At 59.9% G+C, this 24,733-nt stretch carries 21 protein-coding genes and 1 pseudogene; 2 read left to right on the top strand and 20 right to left on the bottom strand.

Features of this window, described 5'->3' with window-relative positions:
• Window positions 1-9 precede the first annotated feature (9 nt).
• Both flhF and flhA read right to left on the bottom strand, forming a co-directional pair.
• Complete coding sequence (gene flhF, locus KI231_RS08300; protein WP_103306839.1) at window positions 10-1,350, bottom strand: flagellar biosynthesis GTPase FlhF; 1,341 nt, start codon at window positions 1,348-1,350, stop codon at window positions 10-12.
• A gap of 11 nt (window positions 1,351-1,361) precedes the next feature.
• Window positions 1,362-3,491 (bottom strand): flagellar biosynthesis protein FlhA, encoded by a 2,130-nt coding sequence (flhA, locus tag KI231_RS08295; protein ID WP_213027951.1) that lies wholly within the window; start codon window positions 3,489-3,491, stop codon window positions 1,362-1,364.
• Between the two features lie 348 nt (window positions 3,492-3,839).
• Between flhA and KI231_RS08290 the strand changes: the two genes are divergently transcribed.
• Both KI231_RS08290 and KI231_RS08280 read left to right on the top strand, forming a co-directional pair.
• A complete protein-coding gene (locus KI231_RS08290) occupies window positions 3,840-7,529 on the top strand; it encodes an immunoglobulin-like domain-containing protein (protein WP_213027950.1) in 3,690 nt (1,229 codons plus the stop codon).
• Window positions 7,530-8,206: 677 nt separating this feature from the next.
• Window positions 8,207-8,566: a DUF6124 family protein gene (locus KI231_RS08280; RefSeq protein WP_213027949.1), complete on the top strand. Its 360-nt coding sequence runs from the start codon at window positions 8,207-8,209 to the stop codon at window positions 8,564-8,566.
• A 282-nt stretch (window positions 8,567-8,848) separates the two neighbouring features.
• Here the strand turns inward: KI231_RS08280 and KI231_RS08275 are convergent, their stop codons facing one another.
• The 18 genes and pseudogenes from KI231_RS08275 to fliF all read right to left on the bottom strand — a co-directional run bounded on the left by KI231_RS08275 (window position 8,849) and on the right by fliF (window position 24,723).
• A complete protein-coding gene (locus KI231_RS08275; RefSeq protein ID WP_213027948.1) occupies window positions 8,849-9,523 on the bottom strand; it encodes a hypothetical protein in 675 nt (224 codons plus the stop codon).
• A gap of 180 nt (window positions 9,524-9,703) precedes the next feature.
• Window positions 9,704-10,842 (bottom strand): annotated as a pseudogene (flhB, locus tag KI231_RS08270) (flagellar biosynthesis protein FlhB).
• 3 nt (window positions 10,843-10,845) lie between these two features.
• Complete coding sequence (fliR, locus tag KI231_RS08265) at window positions 10,846-11,631, bottom strand: flagellar biosynthetic protein FliR (RefSeq protein WP_103305378.1); 786 nt, start codon at window positions 11,629-11,631, stop codon at window positions 10,846-10,848.
• 3 nt (window positions 11,632-11,634) lie between these two features.
• Complete coding sequence (gene fliQ / locus KI231_RS08260; protein WP_007920026.1) at window positions 11,635-11,904, bottom strand: flagellar biosynthesis protein FliQ; 270 nt, start codon at window positions 11,902-11,904, stop codon at window positions 11,635-11,637.
• The gene (fliP, locus tag KI231_RS08255; RefSeq protein WP_064121002.1) at window positions 11,901-12,659 is read right to left on the bottom strand and encodes a flagellar type III secretion system pore protein FliP; all 759 of its coding nucleotides are present in this window, start codon (window positions 12,657-12,659) and stop codon (window positions 11,901-11,903) included. Before fliP ends, fliQ begins: the two co-directional genes overlap by 4 nt.
• Complete coding sequence (fliO, locus tag KI231_RS08250) at window positions 12,659-13,120, bottom strand: flagellar biosynthetic protein FliO (RefSeq protein WP_213027947.1); 462 nt, start codon at window positions 13,118-13,120, stop codon at window positions 12,659-12,661. Before fliO ends, fliP begins: the two co-directional genes overlap by 1 nt.
• On the bottom strand, window positions 13,121-13,576 hold the full coding sequence (gene fliN / locus KI231_RS08245; protein WP_025111935.1) for a flagellar motor switch protein FliN: 456 nt from the start codon (window positions 13,574-13,576) through the stop codon (window positions 13,121-13,123).
• A 56-nt stretch (window positions 13,577-13,632) separates the two neighbouring features.
• Window positions 13,633-14,601: a flagellar motor switch protein FliM gene (fliM, locus tag KI231_RS08240; protein WP_003222890.1), complete on the bottom strand. Its 969-nt coding sequence runs from the start codon at window positions 14,599-14,601 to the stop codon at window positions 13,633-13,635.
• Window positions 14,602-14,610: 9 nt separating this feature from the next.
• The gene (gene fliL, locus KI231_RS08235; RefSeq protein ID WP_007920033.1) at window positions 14,611-15,114 is read right to left on the bottom strand and encodes a flagellar basal body-associated protein FliL; all 504 of its coding nucleotides are present in this window, start codon (window positions 15,112-15,114) and stop codon (window positions 14,611-14,613) included.
• A 220-nt stretch (window positions 15,115-15,334) separates the two neighbouring features.
• Window positions 15,335-16,705 (bottom strand): flagellar hook-length control protein FliK, encoded by a 1,371-nt coding sequence (locus tag KI231_RS08230; protein ID WP_213027946.1) that lies wholly within the window; start codon window positions 16,703-16,705, stop codon window positions 15,335-15,337.
• Between the two features lie 106 nt (window positions 16,706-16,811).
• Complete coding sequence (locus KI231_RS08225; RefSeq protein WP_103305375.1) at window positions 16,812-17,159, bottom strand: Hpt domain-containing protein; 348 nt, start codon at window positions 17,157-17,159, stop codon at window positions 16,812-16,814.
• Between the two features lie 31 nt (window positions 17,160-17,190).
• Window positions 17,191-18,897, bottom strand: a complete 1,707-nt coding sequence (locus KI231_RS08220) for an ATP-binding SpoIIE family protein phosphatase (protein WP_213027945.1) — start codon at window positions 18,895-18,897, stop codon at window positions 17,191-17,193.
• A 5-nt stretch (window positions 18,898-18,902) separates the two neighbouring features.
• Window positions 18,903-19,208, bottom strand: a complete 306-nt coding sequence (locus tag KI231_RS08215; RefSeq protein WP_103305373.1) for an STAS domain-containing protein — start codon at window positions 19,206-19,208, stop codon at window positions 18,903-18,905.
• 100 nt (window positions 19,209-19,308) lie between these two features.
• Complete coding sequence (gene fliJ, locus KI231_RS08210) at window positions 19,309-19,758, bottom strand: flagellar export protein FliJ (RefSeq protein WP_213027944.1); 450 nt, start codon at window positions 19,756-19,758, stop codon at window positions 19,309-19,311.
• 6 nt (window positions 19,759-19,764) lie between these two features.
• Window positions 19,765-21,123, bottom strand: coding sequence for a flagellar protein export ATPase FliI (gene fliI / locus KI231_RS08205; RefSeq protein ID WP_103305370.1), 1,359 nt, complete (start codon window positions 21,121-21,123; stop codon window positions 19,765-19,767).
• Window positions 21,113-21,919: a flagellar assembly protein FliH gene (gene fliH / locus KI231_RS08200; protein WP_103305369.1), complete on the bottom strand. Its 807-nt coding sequence runs from the start codon at window positions 21,917-21,919 to the stop codon at window positions 21,113-21,115. Before fliH ends, fliI begins: the two co-directional genes overlap by 11 nt.
• A 4-nt stretch (window positions 21,920-21,923) precedes the next feature.
• Entirely contained in the window at window positions 21,924-22,943 is a 1,020-nt protein-coding gene (gene fliG, locus KI231_RS08195; RefSeq protein WP_007920042.1) for a flagellar motor switch protein FliG, read from the bottom strand.
• The gene (gene fliF, locus KI231_RS08190; RefSeq protein WP_103305368.1) at window positions 22,936-24,723 is read right to left on the bottom strand and encodes a flagellar basal-body MS-ring/collar protein FliF; all 1,788 of its coding nucleotides are present in this window, start codon (window positions 24,721-24,723) and stop codon (window positions 22,936-22,938) included. The genes fliG and fliF overlap by 8 nt, the downstream gene beginning before the upstream one ends.
• Window positions 24,724-24,733 lie beyond the last annotated feature (10 nt).

The raw sequence follows: 24,733 nt of genomic DNA, 5'->3' as shown, positions 1-24,733 counted from the left end.
ATGATTACCTCAGCCAACCTGCTTGGTCGGGCTGTGATAGATATCAGCGAACATGTCGGCCATGGCTTCTTCGCTGGGTTCTTCCTGCATTTGCACGCTGACGGCGCGGCTGACCAGTTGATGACGCCGCGGCAGATGCAGATCATCCGGAATCCGTGGGCCATCGGTCAGGTACGCGACCGGCAATTCATGACTGATCGCCAGGCTCAACACTTCGCCAAGGCTGGCCGTTTCATCCAGTTTAGTCAGGATGCAGCCGGCGAGCCCGCAACGCTTGTAACTGTGATAAGCGGCGGTTAGAACCTGTTTCTGGCTGGTGGTTGCCAGCACGAGATAATTTTTTGCACGGATGCCACGCCCGGCCAGGCTTTCGAGCTGCATGCGCAGGGCTGGGTCGCTGGCTTGCAGGCCGGCGGTATCGATCAGCACCACGCGTTTGCGTAGCAGTGGATCCAGCGCCTGCACCAGCGACTGGCCCGGATCGACGTGGGTCACCGGCACATTGAGGATGCGACCGAGGGTCTTCAGTTGTTCCTGAGCGCCGATACGGAAACTGTCCATGCTCACCAGCGCCACATTCTGCGCGCCGTACTTGAGCACATAACGGGCCGCCAGTTTGGCCAGCGTGGTGGTCTTGCCCATGCCGGCGGGGCCGACCATGGCAATCACACCGCCCTCTTCCAGCGGCTCGACTTCCGGTACGGCAATCATCCGCGCCAGGTGCGCGAGCAACATGCGCCAAGCCTGACGAGGTTCTTCAATATCGGTGATCATCGCCAGCAGGTCGCGCGACAGCGGGCCGGACAGGCCGATCCGCTGCAGACGGCGATACAGGTTGGCTTGCGCCGGACGGCTGCCTTGCAGCTGATTCCAGGCGAGCGTGCCGAGCTGGACTTCCATCAGCTCGCGCAGGCTGTTCAATTCAAAACGCATCGAATCCAGCGCACGCGGATCCACGCCGCCGGAGGACTGCGCAGGCGCCGGGGCCGGACGCGCCGGGGCGGCGTAAGTCGGCTCGCTCAGCGGCTCAGCGGCAGTCAGCGGCAGGCCAGCGGTCAACGGCAGCCCGGCGAAAATCTGGCGATTGCTATTGCCATCGGCTTCGCCACGCAGGCTCAGTTCGGCCTGGGCGGTGACGATGCGCGACTGGGTCTTGCGCAGCTCGTCTTCGAGTTCCATGTTCGGAACCCGAGGCGCCAGCGCCGACAATTTGTAATCCAGTGCCGCCGTCAACTCGACACCGCCGGCAATGCGGCGATTGCCAATGATGGCGGCATCAGCGCCCAGCTCATCACGAACCAGCTTCATGGCCTGACGCATATCGGCGGCAAAGAAACGCTTAACTTGCATAAACCACTACCTCAGCCGTTGGGCCCTACTGTCGCAACGATGGTCACTTGCTTGTTGTCCGGTATTTCCTGGTAGGCCAGCACGTGTAGCCCTGGGACCGCGAGGCGGCCGAAACGCGAAAGCATCGCGCGGATCGGGCCTGCTACCAACAGGATCACCGGCTGACCTTGCATTTCCTGACGCTGCGCCGCTTCGATGAGCGACCGTTGCAGCTTCTCGGCCATGCTTGGCTCCAGCAGAACGCCCTCTTCCGAGCCTTGTCCTGCCTTCTGCAGACTATTGAGCAATATTTGTTCCAACCTTGGTTCCAGGGTGATCACAGGCAGCTCGGAGTCAGTGCCTACAATGCTTTGGACGATGGCGCGAGATACGCCGACCCGCACGGCAGCCACCAGCGCGGCGGTATCTTGACTCTTCGCGGCGTTGTTGGCGATGGCTTCGGCGATGCTGCGGATATCGCGCACCGGCACGTGTTCGGCCAGCAACGCTTGCAGCACTTTGAGCAACTGCGACAACGTGACCACGCCCGGCACCAGCTCTTCGGCCAGTTTCGGCGAGCTTTTGGCCAGCAATTGCATGAGTTGCTGGACTTCTTCGTGGCCAATCAGCTCGCTGGAGTGCTTGTACAAAATCTGGTTCAAGTGGGTCGCGACCACGGTACTGGCATCCACCACCGTGTAACCGAGGGATTGTGCCTGGGCACGCTGGCTGATTTCGATCCACACCGCCTCCAGGCCGAAAGCCGGATCTTTGGCGTTGATACCGTTGAGCGTGCCGTAGACCTGGCCCGGGTTGATCGCCAGTTCACGATCCGGGTAGATCTCCGCTTCGGCGAGAATCACGCCCATCAGGGTCAGGCGATAGGCGCTCGGCGCCAGATCGAGGTTGTCGCGGATGTGCACGGTCGGCATCAGGAAGCCCAGATCCTGCGAGAGCTTCTTGCGCACGCCCTTGATCCGCGCCAGCAGTTGCCCGCCCTGATTGCGGTCCACCAATGGAATAAGGCGATAACCGACTTCCAGGCCGATCATGTCGATCGGGGTCACGTCATCCCAGCCAAGCTCCTTGGTTTCCATGGCGCGGGCCGGCGACGGCAGCAGCTCCTGCTGGCGCTTGACCTCTTGCAGTGCTTCGACCTTGGCGACGTTCTGCTTTTTCCAGAACAGGTAAGCGCCGCCAGCGGCCAGCGCCGCCATGCTCAGGAACGAGAAGTGCGGCATGCCCGGCACCAGACCCATGACCGCCATCAAACCTGCGGCCACCGCCAGCGCTTTCGGCGAGGCGAACATCTGGCGATTGATCTGCTTGCCCATGTCTTCCGAGCCGGACGCACGGGTCACCATGATTGCCGCCGCTGTCGATAACAACAGTGATGGCAATTGCGCCACCAAACCGTCACCGATGGTCAGCAAGGCGTAAACCCGGCCGGCGTCGCCGAAGCTCATGTTGTGCTGGAAGATACCGACGGCCATGCCGCCGATAAGGTTGATGAACAGAATCAGCAGACCGGCGATGGCGTCACCACGGACGAATTTGCTGGCACCGTCCATCGAACCGTAAAACTCGGCCTCTTGCGCCACTTCCTGACGACGCGCCTTGGCCTGGTTCTGGTCGATCAGACCGGCGTTGAGGTCGGCGTCGATCGCCATTTGTTTGCCGGGCATCGCATCGAGGGTGAAACGCGCACTCACCTCGGAAATCCGCCCGGCACCCTTGGTCACCACGACGAAGTTAATGATCATCAGGATCGCGAAGACCACGATACCGACCACGTAGTTACCGCCGATCACTACTTCACCGAAGGCCTGGATCACCTTACCGGCGGCGGCGTGGCCGTCCTGACCGTGAAGCATCACCACCCGCGTCGACGCCACGTTCAATGCCAGCCGCAGTAACGTCGCGACCAGCAGAATGGTCGGGAACACCGCAAAATCCAGCGGCCGCAGCGCGTACACGCAGACCAGCAGCACGACAATCGACAAGGCAATGTTGAAGGTGAAGAACACGTCGAGCAGGAACGGCGGCACCGGCAGCATCATCATGGCCAGCATGACCAGCAGCAACAACGGCACGCCCAGATTGCCTCGACTGAGGTCGGCAACATTCGAGCGAGCAGTGTTGAATAACTGAGAGCGATCCACCGGTTTTCCCCGTTCCTTTAAAGCAAACTTTTGACGCCCAGAGCGGACGCACGGCGGGTACTGCAAGAAGCCTTCCAACTTTTGCCATTGATTGAAACAGAGGGGGTTGAACGTGAGTTTCTGCTGACCGCAATGTGAGTTCGCGGAATCTGCAGGTGTCGGACTATCCGTGGCACACCACACATGACATCTGGAGCTGCCGAAGGCTGCGATCTTTTGACCTTCGCTTTTCCTCAATGACCGTTCGTCGAAAACCCACCCGCACCTGTCAGATCTGACAGGTGCGCAATTCCCCGATCCCACGTTCAATCACTCCGTCGCCCCCACCATCGACCGGAGCCCGCCACCATGACCACGTCCCAACATCCGCTAGCCCTCAAACCGCTGTATTTCCCCACGCTGGTCACCCTGACTCCCGCCGAGCATTACAACGGTGGCATTCCCATCCGGGCGGTGGAAGACGACCTGCAAGGCATCATCCCCGCCTGGTTCAACATGAACATTGGCGACAAGGCCGAGGTGTTCTGGGGCAATGCCACGACGGCAATCTGGAGCAAGACCCTCGATCTCGATATCGAGCTCAACAAGGACCTGTCGTTCACCATTCCCAAGGCCCACGTGCTCGACGGCGAGGCCAAGCCGGTGTTTTACCGGATCACCTACAAGAACCAGACGGAGGAAGACTCCAAACCCGAACTGGTCCTGCTGGTCAAGCTCACGCGGCCCGGCGAATACGATGACATCGCTGGCGATGACGGCCACTCCGATCTGAAGTTTTCCCTCGACCATGACGAGGTTGACCAAAACCTGCCGGCCAAGGGCGTGACGATGCGCATCGTGCCCTACCGCAACCTCACCCGCTACGATCGCATCCTCGCCCGCTGGGGCAGTCAGCAAGTCACTCACGTCGTCACGCCGGAACAGGCCCTGGACCCGGTCCGCCATCCAATCGACGTGGTGTTCAGTCGCGCCGTGATCGAGACGGCGGGTGATGGCCCGGAAGTGGCGGTGGCTTATCAGGTCATCGACCGCTGCGGCAACTACCCGGACGAGCGCGCGCCGTGGTCGGCCATTCGCAAAGTGCTGGTGGATCTGGGCGGCAATCGACTGGACGTTCCATTGGTGCTGGTCAAAGGCCAGCCGGCCAACAGCATCAATCTCGATCAGCTCGGCGATGACGATGTGGAGGTCCTCGTCAACACGCCGGCAGCTGATTTCAAGGTCGGTGACAAGGTGTTCCTGACCTGGACAGGCACCCCGGCGCAAGGCTCGCAGATCATCGTCGGGCCACTTGAATTGCCGGTCGCGGTCGTATCGTTTCCTCTGAAATTTCCCATTCCCAATGCATCGGTCAGGGCCATCGCCAAGGGCAGCGCCTCGGTCGGCTATGTCTGTAAGCGCAGCGGTGCAGCCGACCGCCCTTCGAAGAACGCCAGCGTCCCGGTGATTGGTGACATCAGCCAACTGCGTGAACCAACCGTGGACGAGGCCCCGGGTGGGACTTTGCCGCCGGAGACACCTTGGGCGACGGTGAACATTCCCTGGTATCCCGGCCGCAACAGCAGCGACCTGATCAATCTGATCTGGCAGGCCCAGGCGCCGGGTGGTAGTACCGTCTATTACGAAGATCCGCGTCCGGTCGGCGACATCGCGGAAAACCAGCCCGTCCAACGCAACGTGAGCAATGCCGAAATCCGGCGCTTCAACGGCCTGAACGTCAAGGTCTTTTACACCGTCACCAACAGCGAAACGGCGCTGCTGAGCGTGCGCGAATCGCTGGTATTTCCGATGCAGGTCGGCGTGGCCTTGCCGACGTTTGACCGACCGGAAGTCGAGGGCGCAGACAATGACGTGCTCGATCCGGACAAAGTGCCGCCGCTCGGCGCCACGCTGGTGGTGCCGTACCTGGGCACCCGCGACAAGGACCGCGTGACCTGGCGCTGGCGCGGTTCGGCCAGCGGCGGCAGCACCAGCGGCCATATCGACCTGATCCCCGCCACCGCCGGCAAGCCTGTGCGCATCACCGTGGCCAAGCAATATGTGACGGCCAACCTCAACGGCACGGTGGTCGCTGATTACAGCATTCAGCGGGCGGGGGCGACGGTAGGGAACTCGCATGAATTGACGTTGCGTATTGGCGCGGCGCTGGGTCTGGACGCACCGAAGATCAAGGAGGCCAATGGCAGCACCAGCCTCAATCCATTGGCAGCCAAGGACAGCCTGACCGCCATCGTCGACTACACCGGCATGGCCCTCGGTGACGACATCATCGTCACCTGGACCGGCACGCCACCGAACGGCTCGGACACCTCCGCGAAAAAAACCGTGACCACGCTGGGGCCACAATCGATCCCGCTGAAGAACGCGGTCGTGGCCTTCAACCTGGGCAAAGCGGTGACGGTGAGTTACACCGTGACGCGCGGTGGTGCGCCGGTGCCTTCGAAGGTTTTGCCGCTGACGGTGCTGGCGATCCCGCAAGAACATGCCGAACTGCCCAAGGCAACCATCGATGGCGCGTCCAACGATGATCTCGATGTGACCGCCCTGGCCAATGCGTCCACCCGCGTGGCTGCCTGGCCTTTGATTGCTGCGAATCAGAAAATCTGGCTGCGCTACAGCGGCACCAAAGCCGATGGATCGGAGTACAAAAAAACGACTTATGAGGGGGAAACTCTACGCGGTGATGGCGTGATCGTAGGGCCTTACCCGGCGACACCGGTGGCCGAGTTGCGCGGTCTCAAGGACAACTCGACACTGAAAATCGAGTTCAAGGTCACTTTCGACGGCAGCCCCGATGAAGCCAAAGCCGTGACCTTCCCGTCGCGCGTTTACAACGTCAAAGCCGTGCAGGATGTGAAACCGGTGATCAGCACGGTGAAGGATTCCAAGGGTGAAGACATTCCGAATTACGGTGGCACGGTCGATCCGAAGATCAAACTGACCGGCACTGCGGCACCGCTTCAGGAAGTCGAGGTGTTCGAGGGAGCTGCCACTAAAGGTAAACACCCGGTCAATGCCGGTGGCATCTGGACCTGCGAAATCACACTGACCGCCATTGGTACTCGCACGCTCACTGCCAAGGCGCTGTACGGTACGGGGCAGGTATCGCTTGGCAGAGTCGTCACCCTTTCCAATGCCATCAAGCCAAGCATCACCTCGGTGAAAGACTCGACAGGCATTGAAATTCCCTCTAACGGCAAGACGTACGATACCTCACTCAAATTGACCGGCGGCGGTACACCGCGCCTGAAAGTCGAGATCTTTGACGGGCCGACGTCCAAAGGTATAGCGGAGGTGCGTGCCGATAACGGCCGTTGGGAACTTGAGGTGAAAGAACTGAACGCCGCGCTGCACAGTTTCACCGCCAAGGCGCTGTACGCTCCGGGGGAGACATCTGCCGCAAGGACATTAACCGTAATGACGCGTCCTGAACTTATCGTGGATCCGTCCCTGCTCAGAATCAACGGGCACAACATATCAATCGAAGGCTCGGGACTGCCATGGGTCCTGACTGGCGTCGATCCTATCGGAACCGCGTTCGATCGTAGTGCCGAAGGTGGGGTTCCTCCTTATATCTATGAATCCCTCGACGAGCGCATTGCTTCGGTTGATCGCCTTCTCGGTATCGTCAGAAGTCAAGGCAACGGAAGCACCACTATCAGAGTTCGAGACCAGGCGAATCAAATTAAGGAGTTCCCCGTCACCGTTTCCAATGTGGCCCATTACGTATCTTCCAATAATCAGAAATTCAATCATGAGGAATACCTCGTATGGGCGCAAAGCGTTGGTGCGGAACCAATCCCAGTTCACGAACGCTCTCATCACATGAAAGTCATGAATACAAAATTCACCGCTACCGCGCATTACCCAGAAGCCGTCTGGTGGCATGGGCCTAGTCAGACGTTTCAGGATAGAGAGCAGGCATTCTGCACAGGCTATCTTCCTTTTACAAAAGATTGGAGTCTCCAATTCAGTCGGTTGAACGACCAGAAACACGGTGTGGCCATGTACGTTCCCGATCAAAAAAAAACTACCTGATCGCATTAATAGGACAACTTTGATTTGTCCCATCCACTGCCCTTCCTAGGGCAGTGGATGAAGTTGTACCTGAAACAGTCGCTCTTTTTATGATTAGTAACCAGCATGAGTCCTATTGAGATGGGCTAACGCTTTCGATGGAGAGTCTGGTCAGTTCGATATAACGTCGGCGAAGGGCCGTGATGTCGCTGCATGATGGCTGTGTTGGCCCAGTATGTTCAGGCTCGGATCTGACGGAGAGAAAATCAAAGATCGCCGCCTTCGGCAGTTCCTACATGGATCGATGTAGACGCTGCCGAACGTTGCGATTTTTGTTTTTAAACACCTTCGTTTAAGTGACACGGCAAGACACGTAATCAGGCTACACGACCTTGCGTAATTGCCTACAGCTACGCCAGAATCCGCCGGCTTGTGCGCCTTGGGGGCGGGTTCTATTGTGGTGCGATCGCTGACGAATCAGCGATCGGGTTTAGCGATCCGGCATCTAACAGACGCAACATGCCCATTCTCAATTGCAGTTTTTGTCTATCTGCAATTGGCGTCATGGTGGCTGTGCGTGGGAGACCTTCGGGTCTACCCGGGGTTTCTGTGACCCGGATCGCTAACCTGCGTACAGCCGCCACCTTTACTTGTTTAGCGATGAGCCGTGGCGGCCAAATCAACCACGGAGTCTCACCATGTTCAAACCAACACCCAACCCGCCCGAAACCGATCTCACCTCCCCCTACGAATCCCTCGATTCGAAAAAGCTCAACGACGCCGCCGACCGCGCCCTCGATCACTATCTCTGCCCGCCCGGGTCCACACCACCGCCCCGCAGAACCCGCAGGATGTACGCCGTTACTGCGGACTTCAAAAACGAGGAGATGCTGGCCGATGCCTTCGAGACCCTTGCTTCGGCAAGAACCATTGCCAGTGACTTTGCCCACCTCTTGCCAGCGTCGCAGCGCCGGACGCTGTTGGGGATTGCGCAGCTGATCATGCTCGGGGAGTTGGCGGTGAACCGGGTGCTGGATAATCTGCAGGTGCCGCAGTAGCAGGACTGTCTGACAAGGCTTGAGTGCTGTGCTGTGGTTGCTGAGGTCTTCGCGGGCAAGCCCGCTCCCACAGGGATATGCATTAATCACAAGCCTGTGAGCAGTTACCAAACCTGTAGGAGCAGGCTTGCTCGCGAAAACTGAGGCACAGCCAACACATGTCTTCAGGCATGAAGAAACCGCCGCCCGGTTCAATCGGGACGGCGGTTTTTTCGTTTCAGCTCTCGATCAAACCGTTTCCACGGTCGTCCAGCAACAACGTGGCGGCCATGCTGCCCATCCCTACGCCGTCAAAACCTGCTCAGGTGCAATCACACCGAAACTGAGGGCCTTGCCATTGATGTAGCGCGAACCCTTGAGCACGAAGACCCCTTCGATGTCGACGAACTCAGTCTGCGTGTACATAAACGTCACTATCTCCTCAGGCGTTCTAATGTCTGGCTTCCCCCAGGACACTTTTACGCGCTGCTCTATCAGGGTTAGCCCCCACTTGAAAGGGATGATGGCGAGGTCTTTGATTTCGATCTGGCGCGCGGGATCCAACCAGCGAAAGTCCTGACGTGCCGTAATGAAAAGAGCATCACCTTCAATGGTGAATTGCGGTTTGCTGTAGCGCCTTTCCATTTCATCGTAGATCCAGCCATCCATGTAGTCCTCCAGATGGGTGAATCGCTCGAAAAGCATCGCGCTGTTGACGATTTTTTCGTCAGGTTTGCCAATCAAATTGTAGCTAGAGTGGTACGCCAGCCCCTCCAGCTCAGGCCGAATCGAGTTAGTCGACACCTCCAGATAATTTGGACTATAGGCGTTGGCCATGTGCTTGAAATGAGTGAAATCCAGAATCAGTTTGAACGTGACGGTGTAACCGATTGCGCGCTCATCAGGGCGCCTTTCCAACACACCGGAGACAAACTCCATCTCCATGCCGTCCAATTTTTTTAGCGGATTCGCTGCCATGATCGCTTCCTCTGAAACCTGACGTAGACGCCGATCCCTGGTACTCGCATCAAATGATCAGAGCCACCAATACAGGGAAAATGCCGGGAGAAATCCCATGGCAATTAGATCGCTGAGGAGTGCTCACTGGCTACTGTCAGAAATAACAGGTGCGGAGGTCTTTCAGACAGACGGTAACCGTCAGGAATCGCGACGCAGGTCCGGCGGAATCGGCAGATCGTCCTTGAGCGGATCCGGGCGCTTGCCCTTGCCCGCCTGGAATTGGCGGATCTGGTAGACGTAGGCCAGGACCTGGGCAACCGCCAGATACAAGCCCCGGGGATTTCCTGATCGAGCTCAGTGGAGTAGTAGATCGACCGCGCCAACCCCGGCGACTCGAGGAGCATGACGTTGTTGGCCACGGCGATTTCACGGATCTTCAGCGCCAGGAAGTCGCTGCCCTTGGCCAACAGGACGGGGGCCCCACCCTTCTCGGAATCGTACTTGAGCGCCACCGCGTAGTGGGTCGGGTTGGTGATGACCACGTCGGCATCGGGAATCGCCGCCATCATCCGCCGCTGGGACATCTCGCGCTGGGTTTGACGGATGCGTTGTTTGACTTCAGGCCGGCCTTCCTGATCCTTGTGCTCGTCGCGCACTTCCTGCTTGGTCATCAGCAGTTTCTTGTGGGCTTCCCAGAGCTGCACCGGCACGTCGACTGCAGCGATGATGATCAGCCCGCAAGCCAGCCACAACGTACTCCAGGCAACCAGCGTGACGCTGTGAATGATCGCCCGGTCCAGCGGCTCATGGGCGATGCGCAAAAAGTCATCGACGTCGGCTGACAGCACCACCAGCGCCACACCCAAGGTGATCAGAAACTTCGCCAAAGCCTTGAGCAGTTCGACCACAGACTTGAAGGAGAACATCCGCTTGATGCCCGCTGCCGGGTTCATCCGGCTGAACTTGGGCGCCAGGGAGCCGGCCGCGAACAGCCAGCCACCGAGGGAAATCGGCCCGATCAACGCGGCCAGCAACAAGGTGATCATGATCGGCTGAATCGCCACCAGGGCGAGCTTGCCCGACTGCATCAGGAACGTGCCCATGGAGCCCTGGTTCATGATCACTTCGCGCGACAGCGTGAAGTTCATACGCATCAGGTCCATCAGGTCTTCGGCGAGCATGCCGCCGAATATCAACAGCGCGCTGGCACCGGCCATCATCACGGCGAGGGTGTTGAGCTCTTTCGAGCGGGCGATCTCACCCTTCTCACGGGAGTCCTTTTTACGTTTCTCCGTGGGGTCTTCTGTTTTGTCCTGACCGCTTTCGCTCTCGGCCATGAGTCAGCGCGCCCGTGCCAGTTCGCGTAACAGCTGCAAGGCCTCGGTAGCCAGCGGCTGGTACTGATTGAGAATGTCCGCCAGGCCGACCCAGACAATGAACAGGCCGAGCACCAGGGTCAGTGGAAAACCGATGGAGAAAATGTTCAGTTGCGGCGCGGCACGGGTCATCACGCCGAACGCGATGTTGACCACCAGCAGCGCGGTGACCGCCGGCAATACCAGCAACAACGCCGCGCCCAGCACCCAGCCGAGTTTGCCGGCCAACTCCCAGTAATGCGCGGTCATCAACCCACTGCCCACGGGCAACGTGGTGAAGCTTTCGGTGAGGACCTCGAACACCACGAGATGGCCATTCATCGACAGGAACAGCAACGTCACCAGCATGGTGAAGAATTGGCCGATCACCGCCACCGAGACACCGTTGGCCGGGTCGACCATCGAGGCGAAGCCCATACCCATCTGGATCGCGACAATCTGCCCGGCCACGGCAAAGGCCTGGAAAAACAGCTGCAAGGAAAACCCGAGTACGGCGCCGACCAGGATCTGCTCGGCAATCAACAGCAGCCCGCTGAGATCGAGCGGACTGACCGCCGGCATCGGCGGCAGGCCGGGCACAATCACCACGGTAATCGCCACGGCGAAATACAGGCGCACACGCCGGGGGATGAGGGTTGTGCCGAACACGGGCATGACCATCAGCATCGAGGCGACGCGAAACAGCGGCAACATGAACGTCGCCACCCAGGAACTGATCTGGGTGTCGGTCAACTGCAGCAGCGATTGCATGGCTTAGCCGATGACCATCGGAATGTTTTTGTACAACTGAATGATGTACTCCATGAACGTCTGCACGATCCACGGGCCGGCGACGATCAGCGTGACCAGCATCACCAGCAGACGCGGCAGGAAGCTCAGGGTCTGTTCGTTGATCTGCGTGGCCGCCTGGAACATTGCCACCAGCAAACCGACCAACAGGCTCGGCACCACCAGAATCGCGACCATCAACGTGGTCAGCCAAAGCGCCTCACGAAATATGTCGACCGCGACTTCCGGCGTCATGGCGAAACACCTCCAAAACTGCTGGCCAGCGTGCCGATGATCAGCGCCCAGCCATCCACCAGCACAAACAGCATGATCTTGAACGGCAGCGAGATGATCAGCGGCGAGAGCATCATCATACCCATCGCCATCAGCACACTGGCCACGACGAGGTCGATGATCAGGAACGGAATGAAGATCATGAAGCCGATCTGGAACGCGGTTTTCAGCTCGGACGTGACGAACGCGGGTACCAGAATGGTCAGCGGCGCCTGATCCGGGGTGGCGATGTCGGTGCGCTTGGACAGGCGCATGAACAACTCCAGATCACTGGTGCGGGTCTGCGCGAGCATGAAGTCCTTGATCGGCACCTGAGCCTTTTCCACCGCTTGCTGAGCGGTGAGTTTCTCGGCCAGATACGGTTGCAACGCATCGTTGTTCACCCGATCGAACACCGGCGCCATGATGAACATGGTCAGGAACAGCGCCATGCCCGTGAGGATCTGGTTCGACGGTGTCTGTTGCAGGCCCAGGGCCTGACGCAGGATCGAGAAGACGATGATGATCCGCGTGAAACTGGTCATCAGGATGACCGCCGCCGGGATAAAACTCAGCGCGGTCATGATCAGCAGAATCTGCAGACTGACCGAATATTCCTGCGCGCCGTCGGCGTTGGTGCCCAGCGTGATCGCCGGGATCGACAACGGATCGGCGGCGAACGCCAGCGGCGCGGCCAGCAACAGGGCCAGCGTCAAGACGATGCGTAGCGCACCCATTACTTCTTATCCTTCTGATCCTTGCCGAGAATCTTCAGCAGATGCTGAGCGAATTCCGGGGTCGCTTTCTCGCTGGTACCTGGCACTTCAACCGGCTCTTTGAGCACGTGCAGCGCGGTGATGGTGCCGGGGCTCAGACCGAGCAGAATCTGCTCATTGCCGACCTGCACCAGCATCAACCGGTCACGCGGACCGAGCGCACGGGAACCGATCAGCTCGATCACCTGGCCCTTGCCTGCCGGGCCTGCCTGCTGCACTCGACGCAACAGCCAGGCAAGGAAGAAGATCAGCCCCAGCACCAGCAGCAAGCCGAACACCAGTTGCGTCAATTGCCCGGCCACGCCGCTGCTGACCATCGGCGCAGTCGCGGCAACCGGCGCAGCAGCAGCGTGGGTTGCCGCCGGTTCAGCGGCCAGCACGCTCAACGGCAACGCGAGCAGAGCCCAGAGAAACCTTTTCACTCAGCGCAGCTTCTTGATGCGTTCGCTTGGGCTGATCACGTCGGTCAGGCGGATGCCGAACTTCTCGTTGACCACGACCACCTCGCCGTGAGCGATCAGCGTGCCGTTGACCAGCACGTCCAGCGGCTCACCCGCCAGGCGGTCCAGTTCGATGACCGAACCCTGGTTGAGTTGCAGCAGGTTGCGAATGTTGATGTCGGTGCTGCCCACTTCCATCGAGATCGACACCGGGATGTCGAGGATCACGTCCAGGTTCGGACCGTCCAGCGTTACCGGATCGTTGTTCTTCGGCACGCTGCCGAATTCTTCCATCGGCAGACGGTTGGAGCTGGCGGCGCCAGCGTCAGCAGCCAGCAGCGCATCGATGTCAGCCTGGCCGTCACCGGTTTCTTCCAGGGCAGCAGCCCATTCGTCAGCCAGTGCCTGATCGTCCTGGGCGTTCATATCGTCGTTCATCATTTGTCCTCGGCGGGCAACAATTCAGCTAAATGTGTGGGGGTGAGAGCGGCGCTTCAGCGACGCTCGATCGGCTCGATCACTTGCAACGCGAGGTTGCCTTTGTGCGAGCCCATCTTGACCTTGAAGGCCGGTACGCCGTTGGCGCGCATGATCATGTCTTCCGGCATTTCCACCGGGATCACATCCCCCGGCTGCATGTGCAGGATGTCGCGCAGCTTCAACTGGCGACGGGCGACGGTGGCACCGATCGGCACGTCGACATCGAGCACGTCCTGGCGCAGGGCATTGACCCAGCGCTCGTCCTGATCGTCGAGGTCCGACTGGAAACCGGCGTCGAGCATTTCGCGCACCGGCTCGATCATCGAGTACGGCATGGTCACGTGCAGGTCGCCGCCACCGCCATCGAGTTCGATATGGAAGGTGGAAACCACGATCGCTTCGCTCGGGCCGACGATGTTGGCCATGGCCGGGTTCACTTCCGAGTTGATGTACTCGAAATTGACTTCCATGATCGCCTGCCAGGCTTCTTTCAAATCGACGAAGGCCTGCTCCAGCACCATGCGCACCACGCGCAATTCGGTCGGGGTGAATTCACGCCCTTCGATCTTCGCGTGACGACCGTCACCGCCGAAGAAGTTGTCCACCAGTTTGAACACCAGTTTGGCGTCGAGGATGAACAGCGCGGTGCCGCGCAGGGGTTTGATCTTGACCAGGTTGAGGCTGGTCGGCACGTACAGCGAGTGTACGTATTCGCCAAACTTCATCACCTGTACGCCACCGACGGCAACGTCCGCCGAGCGGCGCAGCATGTTGAACATGCTGATGCGGGTGTAACGGGCAAAACGCTCGTTGATCATCTCCAGAGTCGGCATGCGTCCACGGACGATGCGATCCTGGCTGGTCAGGTCGTAGCTTTTGACACTGCCGGGTTCGGCAGCGTTATCGGTCTGTACCAGACCATCGTCGACGCCATGCAACAGCGCATCGATTTCATCCTGGGACAGCAGATCCTGCACGGCCATGTCGTGTTCCTACTGCAGTACGAAATTAGTGAAAAGCAACTGTTCGATCACCACTTTGCCCAGCTCTTTCTGCGCCACTTCCTGCACGCTCGCTGTGGCCTTCTGGCGCAACATCTCCTGGCCGACCGGCGTCGCCAAAGTGGCGAAATCCTGACCGGAGAAGAGCATCACCAGGTTGTTGCGGATCACCGGCATGTGCACTTTCAGCGCTTCCAGATCGGCCTGGTTACGCGCCAGCATGGTGATGCTCACCTGCATGTAGCGCTGACGGCCGTTCTGGTTGTAGTTGGCGACAAAGGCCGGCGCCATCGGCTCGAAAATCGCCGGCTGCTTGCCGACGGGCGCTGCATCTGCGGCCTCGGCAGGCTTGCTTTGGGCGCTGTGCATGAAGAACCAGGTCGCCCCCACGGACGCGCCAATGGCCAGCAGCAACGCCAGCACGATCACGATGATCAGCTTGAGTTTGCCTTTGGTTGCTGGGTCTTTCACTGCTGCTGTTTCGCTCTTCGCCATGCCAATAATCCGTCACTAATCGGGTTTTCACAGTCGCACGGCAAGGCAAGAGCAAGTGTTATGCCAGAAGTGTCGGAGGGATTGACGAGAGGGATGTATCGACTGATGCAAGACCCTGTGGGAGCTGGCTTGCCAGCGATAGCGATTTGTCTGACACATTGATTTCGAATGTGCCGCCGCCATCGCTGGCAAGCCAGCTCCCACAGGGTACAGCGGTGTGTCAGGCGTAATAGTCGACCGCGCTGGTGCCGATCACGCTGGTGGTTTGCGCGGCTGCTTCAGCAATAGCGGCAGGTGCCAACTCTTCATCCGCCGAATCCAGACGACCACCGGTAGCGCTGGTACGCCCACTCTGACCCGGCTGCGCCTGCTCCTGACCTTGCTGGCCCTGCCAGCCACGACTCTGGTCGGAGACATTGACGTCGACCTGACCCATGCCCTGCTGGTTGAACATCTCGCGCAAACGATGCATCTGCCCGTCAAGCGCTTCACGCACACTCGGGTGCGCGCTCATGAACGTCACCTGAGTCTGCTGGTCGGGGACCATATTCACGCGAATATCCAGACGCCCCAGCTCGGCCGGCTGCAACTGAATGTCCGCCGCCTTCAGATTGGCGCTCGACAGATACATGACGCGGTTGACCACTTCTTCGGTCCAGCCGCTTTGATGCATGGCGATCGGCTGATTGACCGGTACTGCGTTCGCAGTTTTCGGCGTGGCAGCCTGAGTCAGTGCCGCCAAGCGGTTGGCGAAGTCATCGACGCGGGTGTCGCTGGTGGCGGTTTTCAGGTCTTTCAGGCCGTCATCGATCAGCCCGCTGAAAGCCTTCTCGCCGCCCTGACTGGTGCTGTCCTTGTCGGACTGCACATCAAGCATGCTGGCCATGCCGGCGGCAAAGTTCTGCGCCGAGGTCAATTCGCCGTCAGCCTGAGTCTGCGCGGGCGCCGCTTTCGGTTGTGCCTGGCTGGCGGCGGAGATATGTCCACCCTGCTCCATCGCCATGCGCACGGCCGGCAAGGCATCGAGAGGATCGGCCGAAGGATCGAAATCGCTGTCGGTGCTCGCCGCCGGGTCTTTGACCGCGCCCGGCAATAGGGCGACGGCCGGGGTTTCGGTTTTCGCCGGGGTGGCCGCTTCGACAACCGGGACCGGCACGACGGGTGCCGTCACTGCCGGCTGCACGACGGCGGCCAACGCAGGATCCAGCGTCGGATCGACTGGAGTGGCATCGGCTACCGGAGTCTGGTTGGTATCCGCGGATTCGTCGCTGCTGACGACCTTGTCGTCGGCCGCCACCGGCTTTTCGGCAGGCAAGGCATTGCCGCTATCGGCAACCGCCGGCTTCGCAGGGGCAGATTGATCCTTGCTGACGTCCTTCTTGCCGCCGGTGTCAGCGACCTTGTCGCGCGCCGATTTCAGCGGGGCGTCAACCGTGACGGCAGGCTTGCTCGAATCCTGACTGGCAAACACCTGAGCGAAGCTTGAGGCCTTGTCCCCGGCGTCTGCGGCCACTGCCGACGGTTTGGCAGAGGCGGCTTGCGCCTTGGCCTGGGCGGCGTTCTGAAGAAGAATGTTGGGGGTCGCAGGCATGAAACGGTCTCCGCTGCACTGGGATCGTAGGTACAGTTGCGGGAGATGACTGCAAGTGCCGGGCCAGTTTTGTCCGACGCTTTGGAAAAGCGCCGGACGGCTCGTTTTATTGGGTTAGCGCGTCCTGGCGTTCATGCTCATATTCAGGCCGCACCTGAGCGAATTCGCTACTGATCTCGGCGACCAGTTTGGCGATTTGTGCAGGGCTATTGCCTTTGGCGTCCGACTCAAGCCTCTGACAAAGCTCGGCCAGTCGAACCGCGCCCATGTTGCCGGCGCTGCCCTTGAAGCTATGAGCCACTTCGGACAAGACCTTGGCATCGGCAGTCTCGCGCAGCTCAAGCAGGCGGTTTTCCGAATCCGCCAGAAAGGTATCCAGCAATTCGGGATAACCATCCTCCATGACTTCGCGCAGTACGCTGAGCACCTCGCGATCAATATGTTTATCAGTCACTTGCTCACTCCTTGATCAAGAATTGCGCCGATTATGACTCAATCTCCCAGAAAAACTCCACGTGGGCACTACGACCTTCGTCCGACCAACTCGCGTTGCGCCCCAATTGCCGGACCAGACTGACACCGCGTCCCGACAGACGGACACCGTCCAGCGGCCGATCCATGACCCTTGCGACATCGAAACCCTTACCGCTGTCATCGACACGGATAAGCAGACAACCGCCCTTGCCTTGCGGCTTCACCTGCAAATGCACACGCACAAAGCCATCCTGCAAACTCTCCAGACGCACGTTGCGCTGCTCATAGTAGCGGGCGAATCCCGAGGCATCGCGCTTGAGGCTGGAGTCCAGACCCAACACCCCGTGCTCCAGTGCATTGGAATACAACTCGGCGAGCACGCTGTATAGCGCGCCGCTTTGCGCGCGCAGCCCATGCACCTCCTGGAGCAACTGCAACAGGTACGGCAACGGATTGAAACGCTTTAACGTGGCGCCACGAAATTCGAAACTCGCCGACCAGTCCAGCGGACACGACTGACCGCTGTCGGAGTACACCGGCACCGCAGGGTGCACCTGCTCAGGCTCAAGCAGGCTGACCTCGACCATACTCACATCGTCGCGAGCCTCACCGCGAAAATCGCGCAGCGCCTGCTCGATCTCGTCGAACAGTCGATCTGGCTCGCGATTGCTGGCGAACACTCGCTGCAAACGCTCGACGCCGAACAACTGATCACTGGCGTTACTGGTGTCGATCACCCCGTCGGACAACAGGAAGACCCGATCACCGACGGCCATCGGATGCACTTGCGTGCAGTCATCGAACGCCTGCGGGCTCAATACCCCCAACGGCAAATGTCGCGCAGCCAGAGGCTCGCGCTCGCCGCTGGCAATCCGGTGCAGATAGCCGTCCGGCATGCCACCGTTCCAGACTTCGACCGAACGCCTTTGAGAACTCAGGCACAGCAGCGTCGCACAACAGAACATGTCCACCGGCAGGATGCGCTTGAGCTTGGCGTTCATCTCGCGCAGGGTTTCCGCCAAGCCGTAGCCCTTGGCCGTCATGCCGTAAAACACTTCGGCCAACGGCATCGCACCGACGGCGGCCGGCAAGCCATGGCCGGTGAAATCACCCAGCAACACATGCATGTCGCCCGCCGGCGTATACGCCGCCAGCAATAGGTCGCCATTGAACAGCGCATAGGGTGATTGCAGATAACGAATATTCGGCGCACTCAGGCAACCGGAGTGCGCGACCTTGTCGAACACGGCTTTTGCGACCCGTTGCTCGTTGAGCAGGTAATCGTGATGTTTGGCGATCAGGTCGCGCTGCTGCAGCACCGTGGCTTGCAAGCGGCGCAAGCGGTCCATCGCCTTGATTTTGGCGGCAAGAATCACCTGGTTGTAGGGCTTCGCCAGAAAGTCGTCACCACCGGCCTCCAGACAGCGGGCCAACGCCTCACTTTCGGTGAGCGAAGTCAGGAAGATGATCGGCACCAGGGTTTCCCCGGCCAGCGCCTTGATCTGCCGCGCAGCCTCGAAACCGTCCATCACCGGCATCATCGCGTCCATCAGGACAAGATGCGGTTGCTGCCGGCGGAAGATCTCCACTGCATCGGCACCATTGGCCGCCGTCAGCACCTCATGGCCCTGACGGCGAACGATGGTCGACAACAGCAACCGGTCGGCGGCGCTGTCTTCGGCGATCAGAATTGTCAGCGGCTCGGAATCAGCCTGCATTGCGCTTATGCCACGTCGAAGATTTGTTCGAAATTTGAAATCGCAAGAATCTTGCGAACATCGGCATTGGCGTGGGTCAGCGTGATTTCGGCACTCTCACCGCCGGCATGATCGCGCAGCAGCAACAACATCCCGAGCGCCGAACTGTCGAGGTAAGTGGCGTCTTTCAGATCCACTTCAAAGGATTCGGGTTTCGGCTGCAGATTCTCGTAGGACTCTCGAAATTCCTGATGCTTGGCGAAATCGAATCGACCCTTGACTAAAATCGTCAGTTTTTGACCATCCGGGGATAATTCTGTAACGACTGACATTGACTGGCTTCCTTGTCATTGACGAACGTTTACAAGGTTTAGCACTTGGACAGTGTTGGGGCAAGGTGCAACGCGGGATCACATGTGGGAACGGCGCGGCTTAGAATGGCTGATGACGCGGCAAGCGCTGGGACAACTCATCGAGCAGCTTCTGCTCGCGTTTGTCTTCAAGGCGCTGCGCCTCTTCGCGATAGCGCTGCACCAGTTTGCGCAGGCCCTCGACCTTGGCGAAGGCCTGTTGCCATTCCTCACGAGCCTTGTCGAGCTTGTTCTGGTGCCAGACCAGGCTCTGCCGCTGCTGGTCGACGGCGGTGTCGAGTTGCGCCAGAAAGCCCTGGAAGCCGAGCAGCCATTGCCCACTGACGCCAGTGCTGCCGCGCACGATCCATTGCTGCGAGTAATCCAGACGGAAGGCGTGCAGGTCGGCGAGTTTGCTTTCGGCGACCTTCACCTGGCCCTGAAAATAACCCAGGCGCTGCACGGCGGTTTTCTCGGCCTGTTCGGCCATGTCCACCACCGGAGCGAGACGCGCGGCTCGGCTGACGGCCATGGCCGGTTACCCGCCCGCCGCAGGGGCGAACAGGGTCTCGAGATAGGACTGGCTTTCGCCCATGTTGATTTTGTCGTTGAGGCCCTGACGCTGGTACCTGACCAATTGCGGTTGCAGGGAAATCGCCAGATCGGTCTCGCGATCGCCACCAGCGACATACGCACCGACGCTGATGAGGTCGCGACTCTGCTGATAGCGCGACCACAATTGCTTGAAATACTGCGCGCGCTGCATGTGTTCCGCCGAGACCACCGCCGGCATCACCCGGCTGATCGAGGCTTCGATATCGATGGCCGGGTAGTGCCCTTCCTCGGCCAGACGCCGCGACAGCACGATGTGGCCATCAAGTACGCCCCGCGCCGAGTCGGCAATCGGGTCCTGTTGGTCATCGCCCTCGGACAGTACCGTGTAGAACGCGGTGATCGAACCCCCGCCCTTCTCGGCATTACCGGCACGCTCCACCAGTTTCGGCAGTTTGGCGAACACCGAGGGCGGATAACCCTTGGTCGCTGGCGGCTCGCCGATGGCCAAAGCGATTTCCCGCTGCGCCTGGGCGAAACGGGTCAGCGAATCCATCAGCAACAGGACGTTCTTGCCCTTGTCGCGGAAATACTCGGCAATGCGCGTGCAGTACATCGCCGCGCGCAGACGCATCAGGGGCGCATCGTCCGCCGGCGAGGCCACCACCACCGAACGCTTGAGGCCTTCTTCACCGAGGATGTGCTCGATGAATTCTTTAACTTCGCGACCCCGCTCACCGATCAGACCGACGACGATAATGTCGGCCTCAGTGAAGCGGGTCATCATGCCCAGCAATACCGATTTACCGACACCGGTACCGGCGAACAGACCCAGACGCTGACCACGGCCCACCGTCAACAAACCGTTGATGCAACGGATGCCGACGTCCAGCGGTACGCTGATCGGGTCGCGGTTGAGCGGATTGATCGTCGGGCCATCCATCGGCACCCAGTCTTCGGCTTTCATGCCACCCTTGCCGTCCAACGCACGACCGGCGCCATCAAGCACACGGCCGAGCATGCTCATGCCCATCGGCAGTCGACCGGTTTCAGCCAACGGCACCACGCGGGCACCGGGAGCGATACCGGCGACGCTGCCGACCGGCATCAGAAAGACTTTGCCGCCGGAGAAACCCATGACTTCCGCTTCCACCTGGGACGGGTGATAGCTGTCGTCATTGATTACCAGGCAGCGCGTGCCCATGGCTGCGCGCAGGCCTTCGGCTTCCAGCGTGAGACCAACCATACGCAGCAGGCGACCTTCGAGAATCGGCGCGCCAGCAATTTCAGTGGCTTCGGCATAGGTGCTGAGGCGCTTGGCGAAACTGGTGCGTTCAAGGCGCATCGGCGGTGTCCGCAAGCGGCTCGTCTGGCTCGGCCGCCGGTTTGACGTCTTCGGCAATATCCAGGCTCAAGTCCGGGGCAGCCGGGTGCAAAGCCTGTTCGTGCAGTTGATCGAACAGCTTGTCCATGACCTGAGTGACACGGGTTTCAATGCTCGCGTCGATGCGGCTGTGCGCCGTCTCGACCCGGCAACCACCCGGCATCAGCGCTTCGTCTTCAACGATGCGCCAGGTTTCTTCGTGACGCTCGCGCAGGGCTTTGGCCTGCTCGAAGTCTTGCGGATTAACGTACAGACGCACATTTTCCACGCCCAGCGGCAACAGCTTGAGCGCATCGCGCATGACGTGTTCGATCTGCGACGAATCGATGGCCAGCTCGCGCTTGATCACCTGCTTGGTGATGTGTTGCACAAGATCGACCAGCGATTTTTCGATCTGGGTGTCTTGTTCGGCGATAGGCTCGAACAAGTGAGTCATCAGTTGCTCAAGACTGGCCAGTTTCGCCGCCAACGCGACTTCGGCTTCCTGACGAACCTTCAGCGTAGCGCTGTGAAAGCCTTCTTTTTCGCCGATGCCGAAGCCCTCGTTGTAAGCCTCCTGACGGATGCTTTCGAGTTCTTCCAGGGTCAGTGGCTGGACTTCTTCCAGCGGCACTTCTTCCATTTCCGGCGGTTCGGGCTCAGGCTCCGGCTCGGGTTCCGGTTTCGGCGGATCGAAGCTGGGCATTGCCCATGACTCGAAGCCACGGACATCGCGGGCACGGATCAGATCCGTCACATCGTCATCGTGCTTATCCATGGGCTTAGATCATTTCCTCGCCGCCCTTGCCACCGAGCACGATCTCTCCGGCTTCGGCCATACGGCGGGCGATGGTGAGGATTTCCTTCTGCGCGGTTTCGACGTCGCTGACGCGCACCGGGCCTTTGGCCTCGAGATCGTCGCGCAACAGTTCGGCCGCACGTTTGGACATGTTCTTGAAGATCTTTTCTTTGACGCCTTCGTCCGAACCCTTGAGGGCCAGCACCAGCACGTCGGAAGACACTTCGCGCAACAGCGCCTGAATGCCACGGTCGTCGACATCGGCGAGGTTGTTGAACACGAACATGAGGTCTTCGATCTGACCGGACAGGTCTTCGTCGACTTCGCGGATCGAGTCCATGAGCTGGCCTTCGATCGAGCTGTCGAGGAAGTTCATGATGTCTGCCGCACGCTTGATGCCACCCAGGGTGGTGCGCGAGGCGTTCGAGTTGCCGGAGAACTGCTTCTCGAGAATCTGGTTCAGTTCTTTCAGTGCCGCTGGCTGCACGGTGTTCAACGACGAGACGCGCAGGATGATATCCAGACGCACCTTGTGGTCAAAGTTGCCGAGCACTTCACCGGCCTGATCCGGGTCGAGGTACGCAACCACGATGGCCTGGATCTGCGGGTGTTCGTAACGGATCACGTCGGCTACGGCGCGCGGCTCCATCCATTTCAGGCTGTCGAGGCCGCTGGTGTTGCCACCGAGCAGGATACGGTCGATCAGGCCGTTGGCCTTGTCTTCACCCAGGGCCTGGGTGAGCATTTTGCGCACGTAGTCATCGGAACCGACGCCGAGGCTGGTCTGGTCACCGACGATGTCGACAAACTCGCTCATGACCTGCTCGACCTGTTCGCGATGGACGTTGCCCATCTGCGCCATGGCCACGCCGACGCGCTGAACCTCTTTCGGGCCCATGTGGCGCAGCACTTGCGCAGCATCGGTCGAACCCAGGGACAGCAGCAGAATCGCGGCTTTGTCGACCTTGTTCAGTTTGACGGTGGCGGCTCGGTTATCACTCATCTGCGTTAATCCACTCTTTCACGACCTGAGCCACACGACCCGGGTCTTCAGCCACAAGGCTCTTGATTGCATTCAGTTGCGCGTCATAACCCTCACTCGGGCTCGGCAACAGAATGCTCTGCGGACCACCGAGGCTTACGCGATCGTTGGAAAGTTCGCCGTCCAGGCCGCCCATGCCACCGAGTTCCACGTCGCCGCCAAGACCGGCCAGCTCCTTGCCTTTGCCACCGCCGGTGATGTTGTTCAACACCGGGCGCAGCACACCAAACACCAGCACGAGGATGAACAACACACCCAGCACTTGTTTGACGATGTCCCAGAACCATGGCTGGGAGTAGAACGGAATATCGGCAATCACTTCGCCGCGCTCGGCGGAGAACGGCATGTTGATCACGCTGACACTGTCGCCACGGCTGGCATCGAAGCCGACCGCGTCCTGTACCAGACGGGTAAAGCGCGACAATTCGTCGGCGCTCCACGGCGCGCGGGTGATTTCCCCGTTTGCCGCATTGACCTTGACCTGATCATCGACAACCACCGACACCGACAGGCGATTCAGGCGACCCTGCTGCTGTTTGGTGTGGCTGATGGAACGGTCGAGTTCGAAGTTCTTGGTGGATTGTTGACGCTTGTCTGCCGGGTACGGCGCGAGCATCGGCTGGCCGGTGGCCGGGTCCATGATCTGCTGGCCGTTGGCGTCAACCAATGGCTGACCCGGCTGCACCATGCTGGCAGGCGCTGCGGCGCCACCGGTGGTTTGCGGTGCCGAGGCTGGCGACGGTGGCTGGTTGCTCAGGGCACCCGGCACACCTTGCGGGCCATTGCTGGCGGTACGTTGTTCGTTGACCGACTGTTCACTGCGCAGCGCCGGTTGATCCGGGTTGAACTGCTCGGCGGTGGACTCGACAGCATTGAAATCGATATCGGCCGACACTTCAGCCTTATAGCGGTCGTTACCCAATACCGGTTGCAGAATGTTGTGCACGCGCTGAGTCAGCATGCTTTCCATGCGGCGGCTGTAATCGAACTGCTTGCCGGCCATGGTCATTTCGGAGTTTTCCGCCTGATCAGAGAGCAGGTTGCCCTTCTGGTCGACGACGGTGATCTGCGATTTGCTCAGCTCGGGAACGGAGGTGGCCACCAGATTGATGATCGCCACGACCTGGCCCGGCTCCAGCGAACGACCGGAATACAGCTCGACCAGCACCGAAGCGCTTGGCTTGCGTTCATCACGCACGAACACCGAGCTCTTCGGAATCGCCAGGTGCACGCGAGCACCCTTGACGTTGTTCAGGCTGGAAATGGTACGGGCCAGTTCACCTTCGAGGCCGCGACGATAATTGGTCGCTTCCATGAACTGGCTGGTGCCCAGACCCTGTTCCTTGTCGAGGATTTCGAAACCGATGTTGCCGTCGCTGGGAGTGACACCAGCAGCAGCGAGTTTCATCCGCGCACGGGACAGGTCATCGGCCTTGACCAGCAAGGCGCCAGAATTCGGTTCTACGGTGTAAGGGATATCGGCGGAGGCCAGGGTGTCCATGACCTGCTTGGCGTCCAGGCCGGCAAGGCTGCCGTACAACGGACGGTAATCCGGCTGCTGCGACCACAGCACCACGGCAAAGCCAATCGCCACGCTCGCAGCCAGGCCGACCAACAGGCCCACCTGACGCAGCACGGTCATCTCGGAGAGGTTTTCCAGGAAGGACAGGCCGAACAGCGGCGGTTTGCCGTCTATCGGGGTGGCCTTGGCCGGAACGTTATCGGCGACTGCTTCTGCCATGACTCAATCT

The sequence above is a fragment of the Pseudomonas sp. Seg1 genome (assembly GCF_018326005.1).
Classification (GTDB): Bacteria; Pseudomonadota; Gammaproteobacteria; order Pseudomonadales; family Pseudomonadaceae; genus Aquipseudomonas.
Note: the sequence above shows the minus strand (reverse complement) of the source record. Positions and strands in the feature narration are given on the sequence as shown.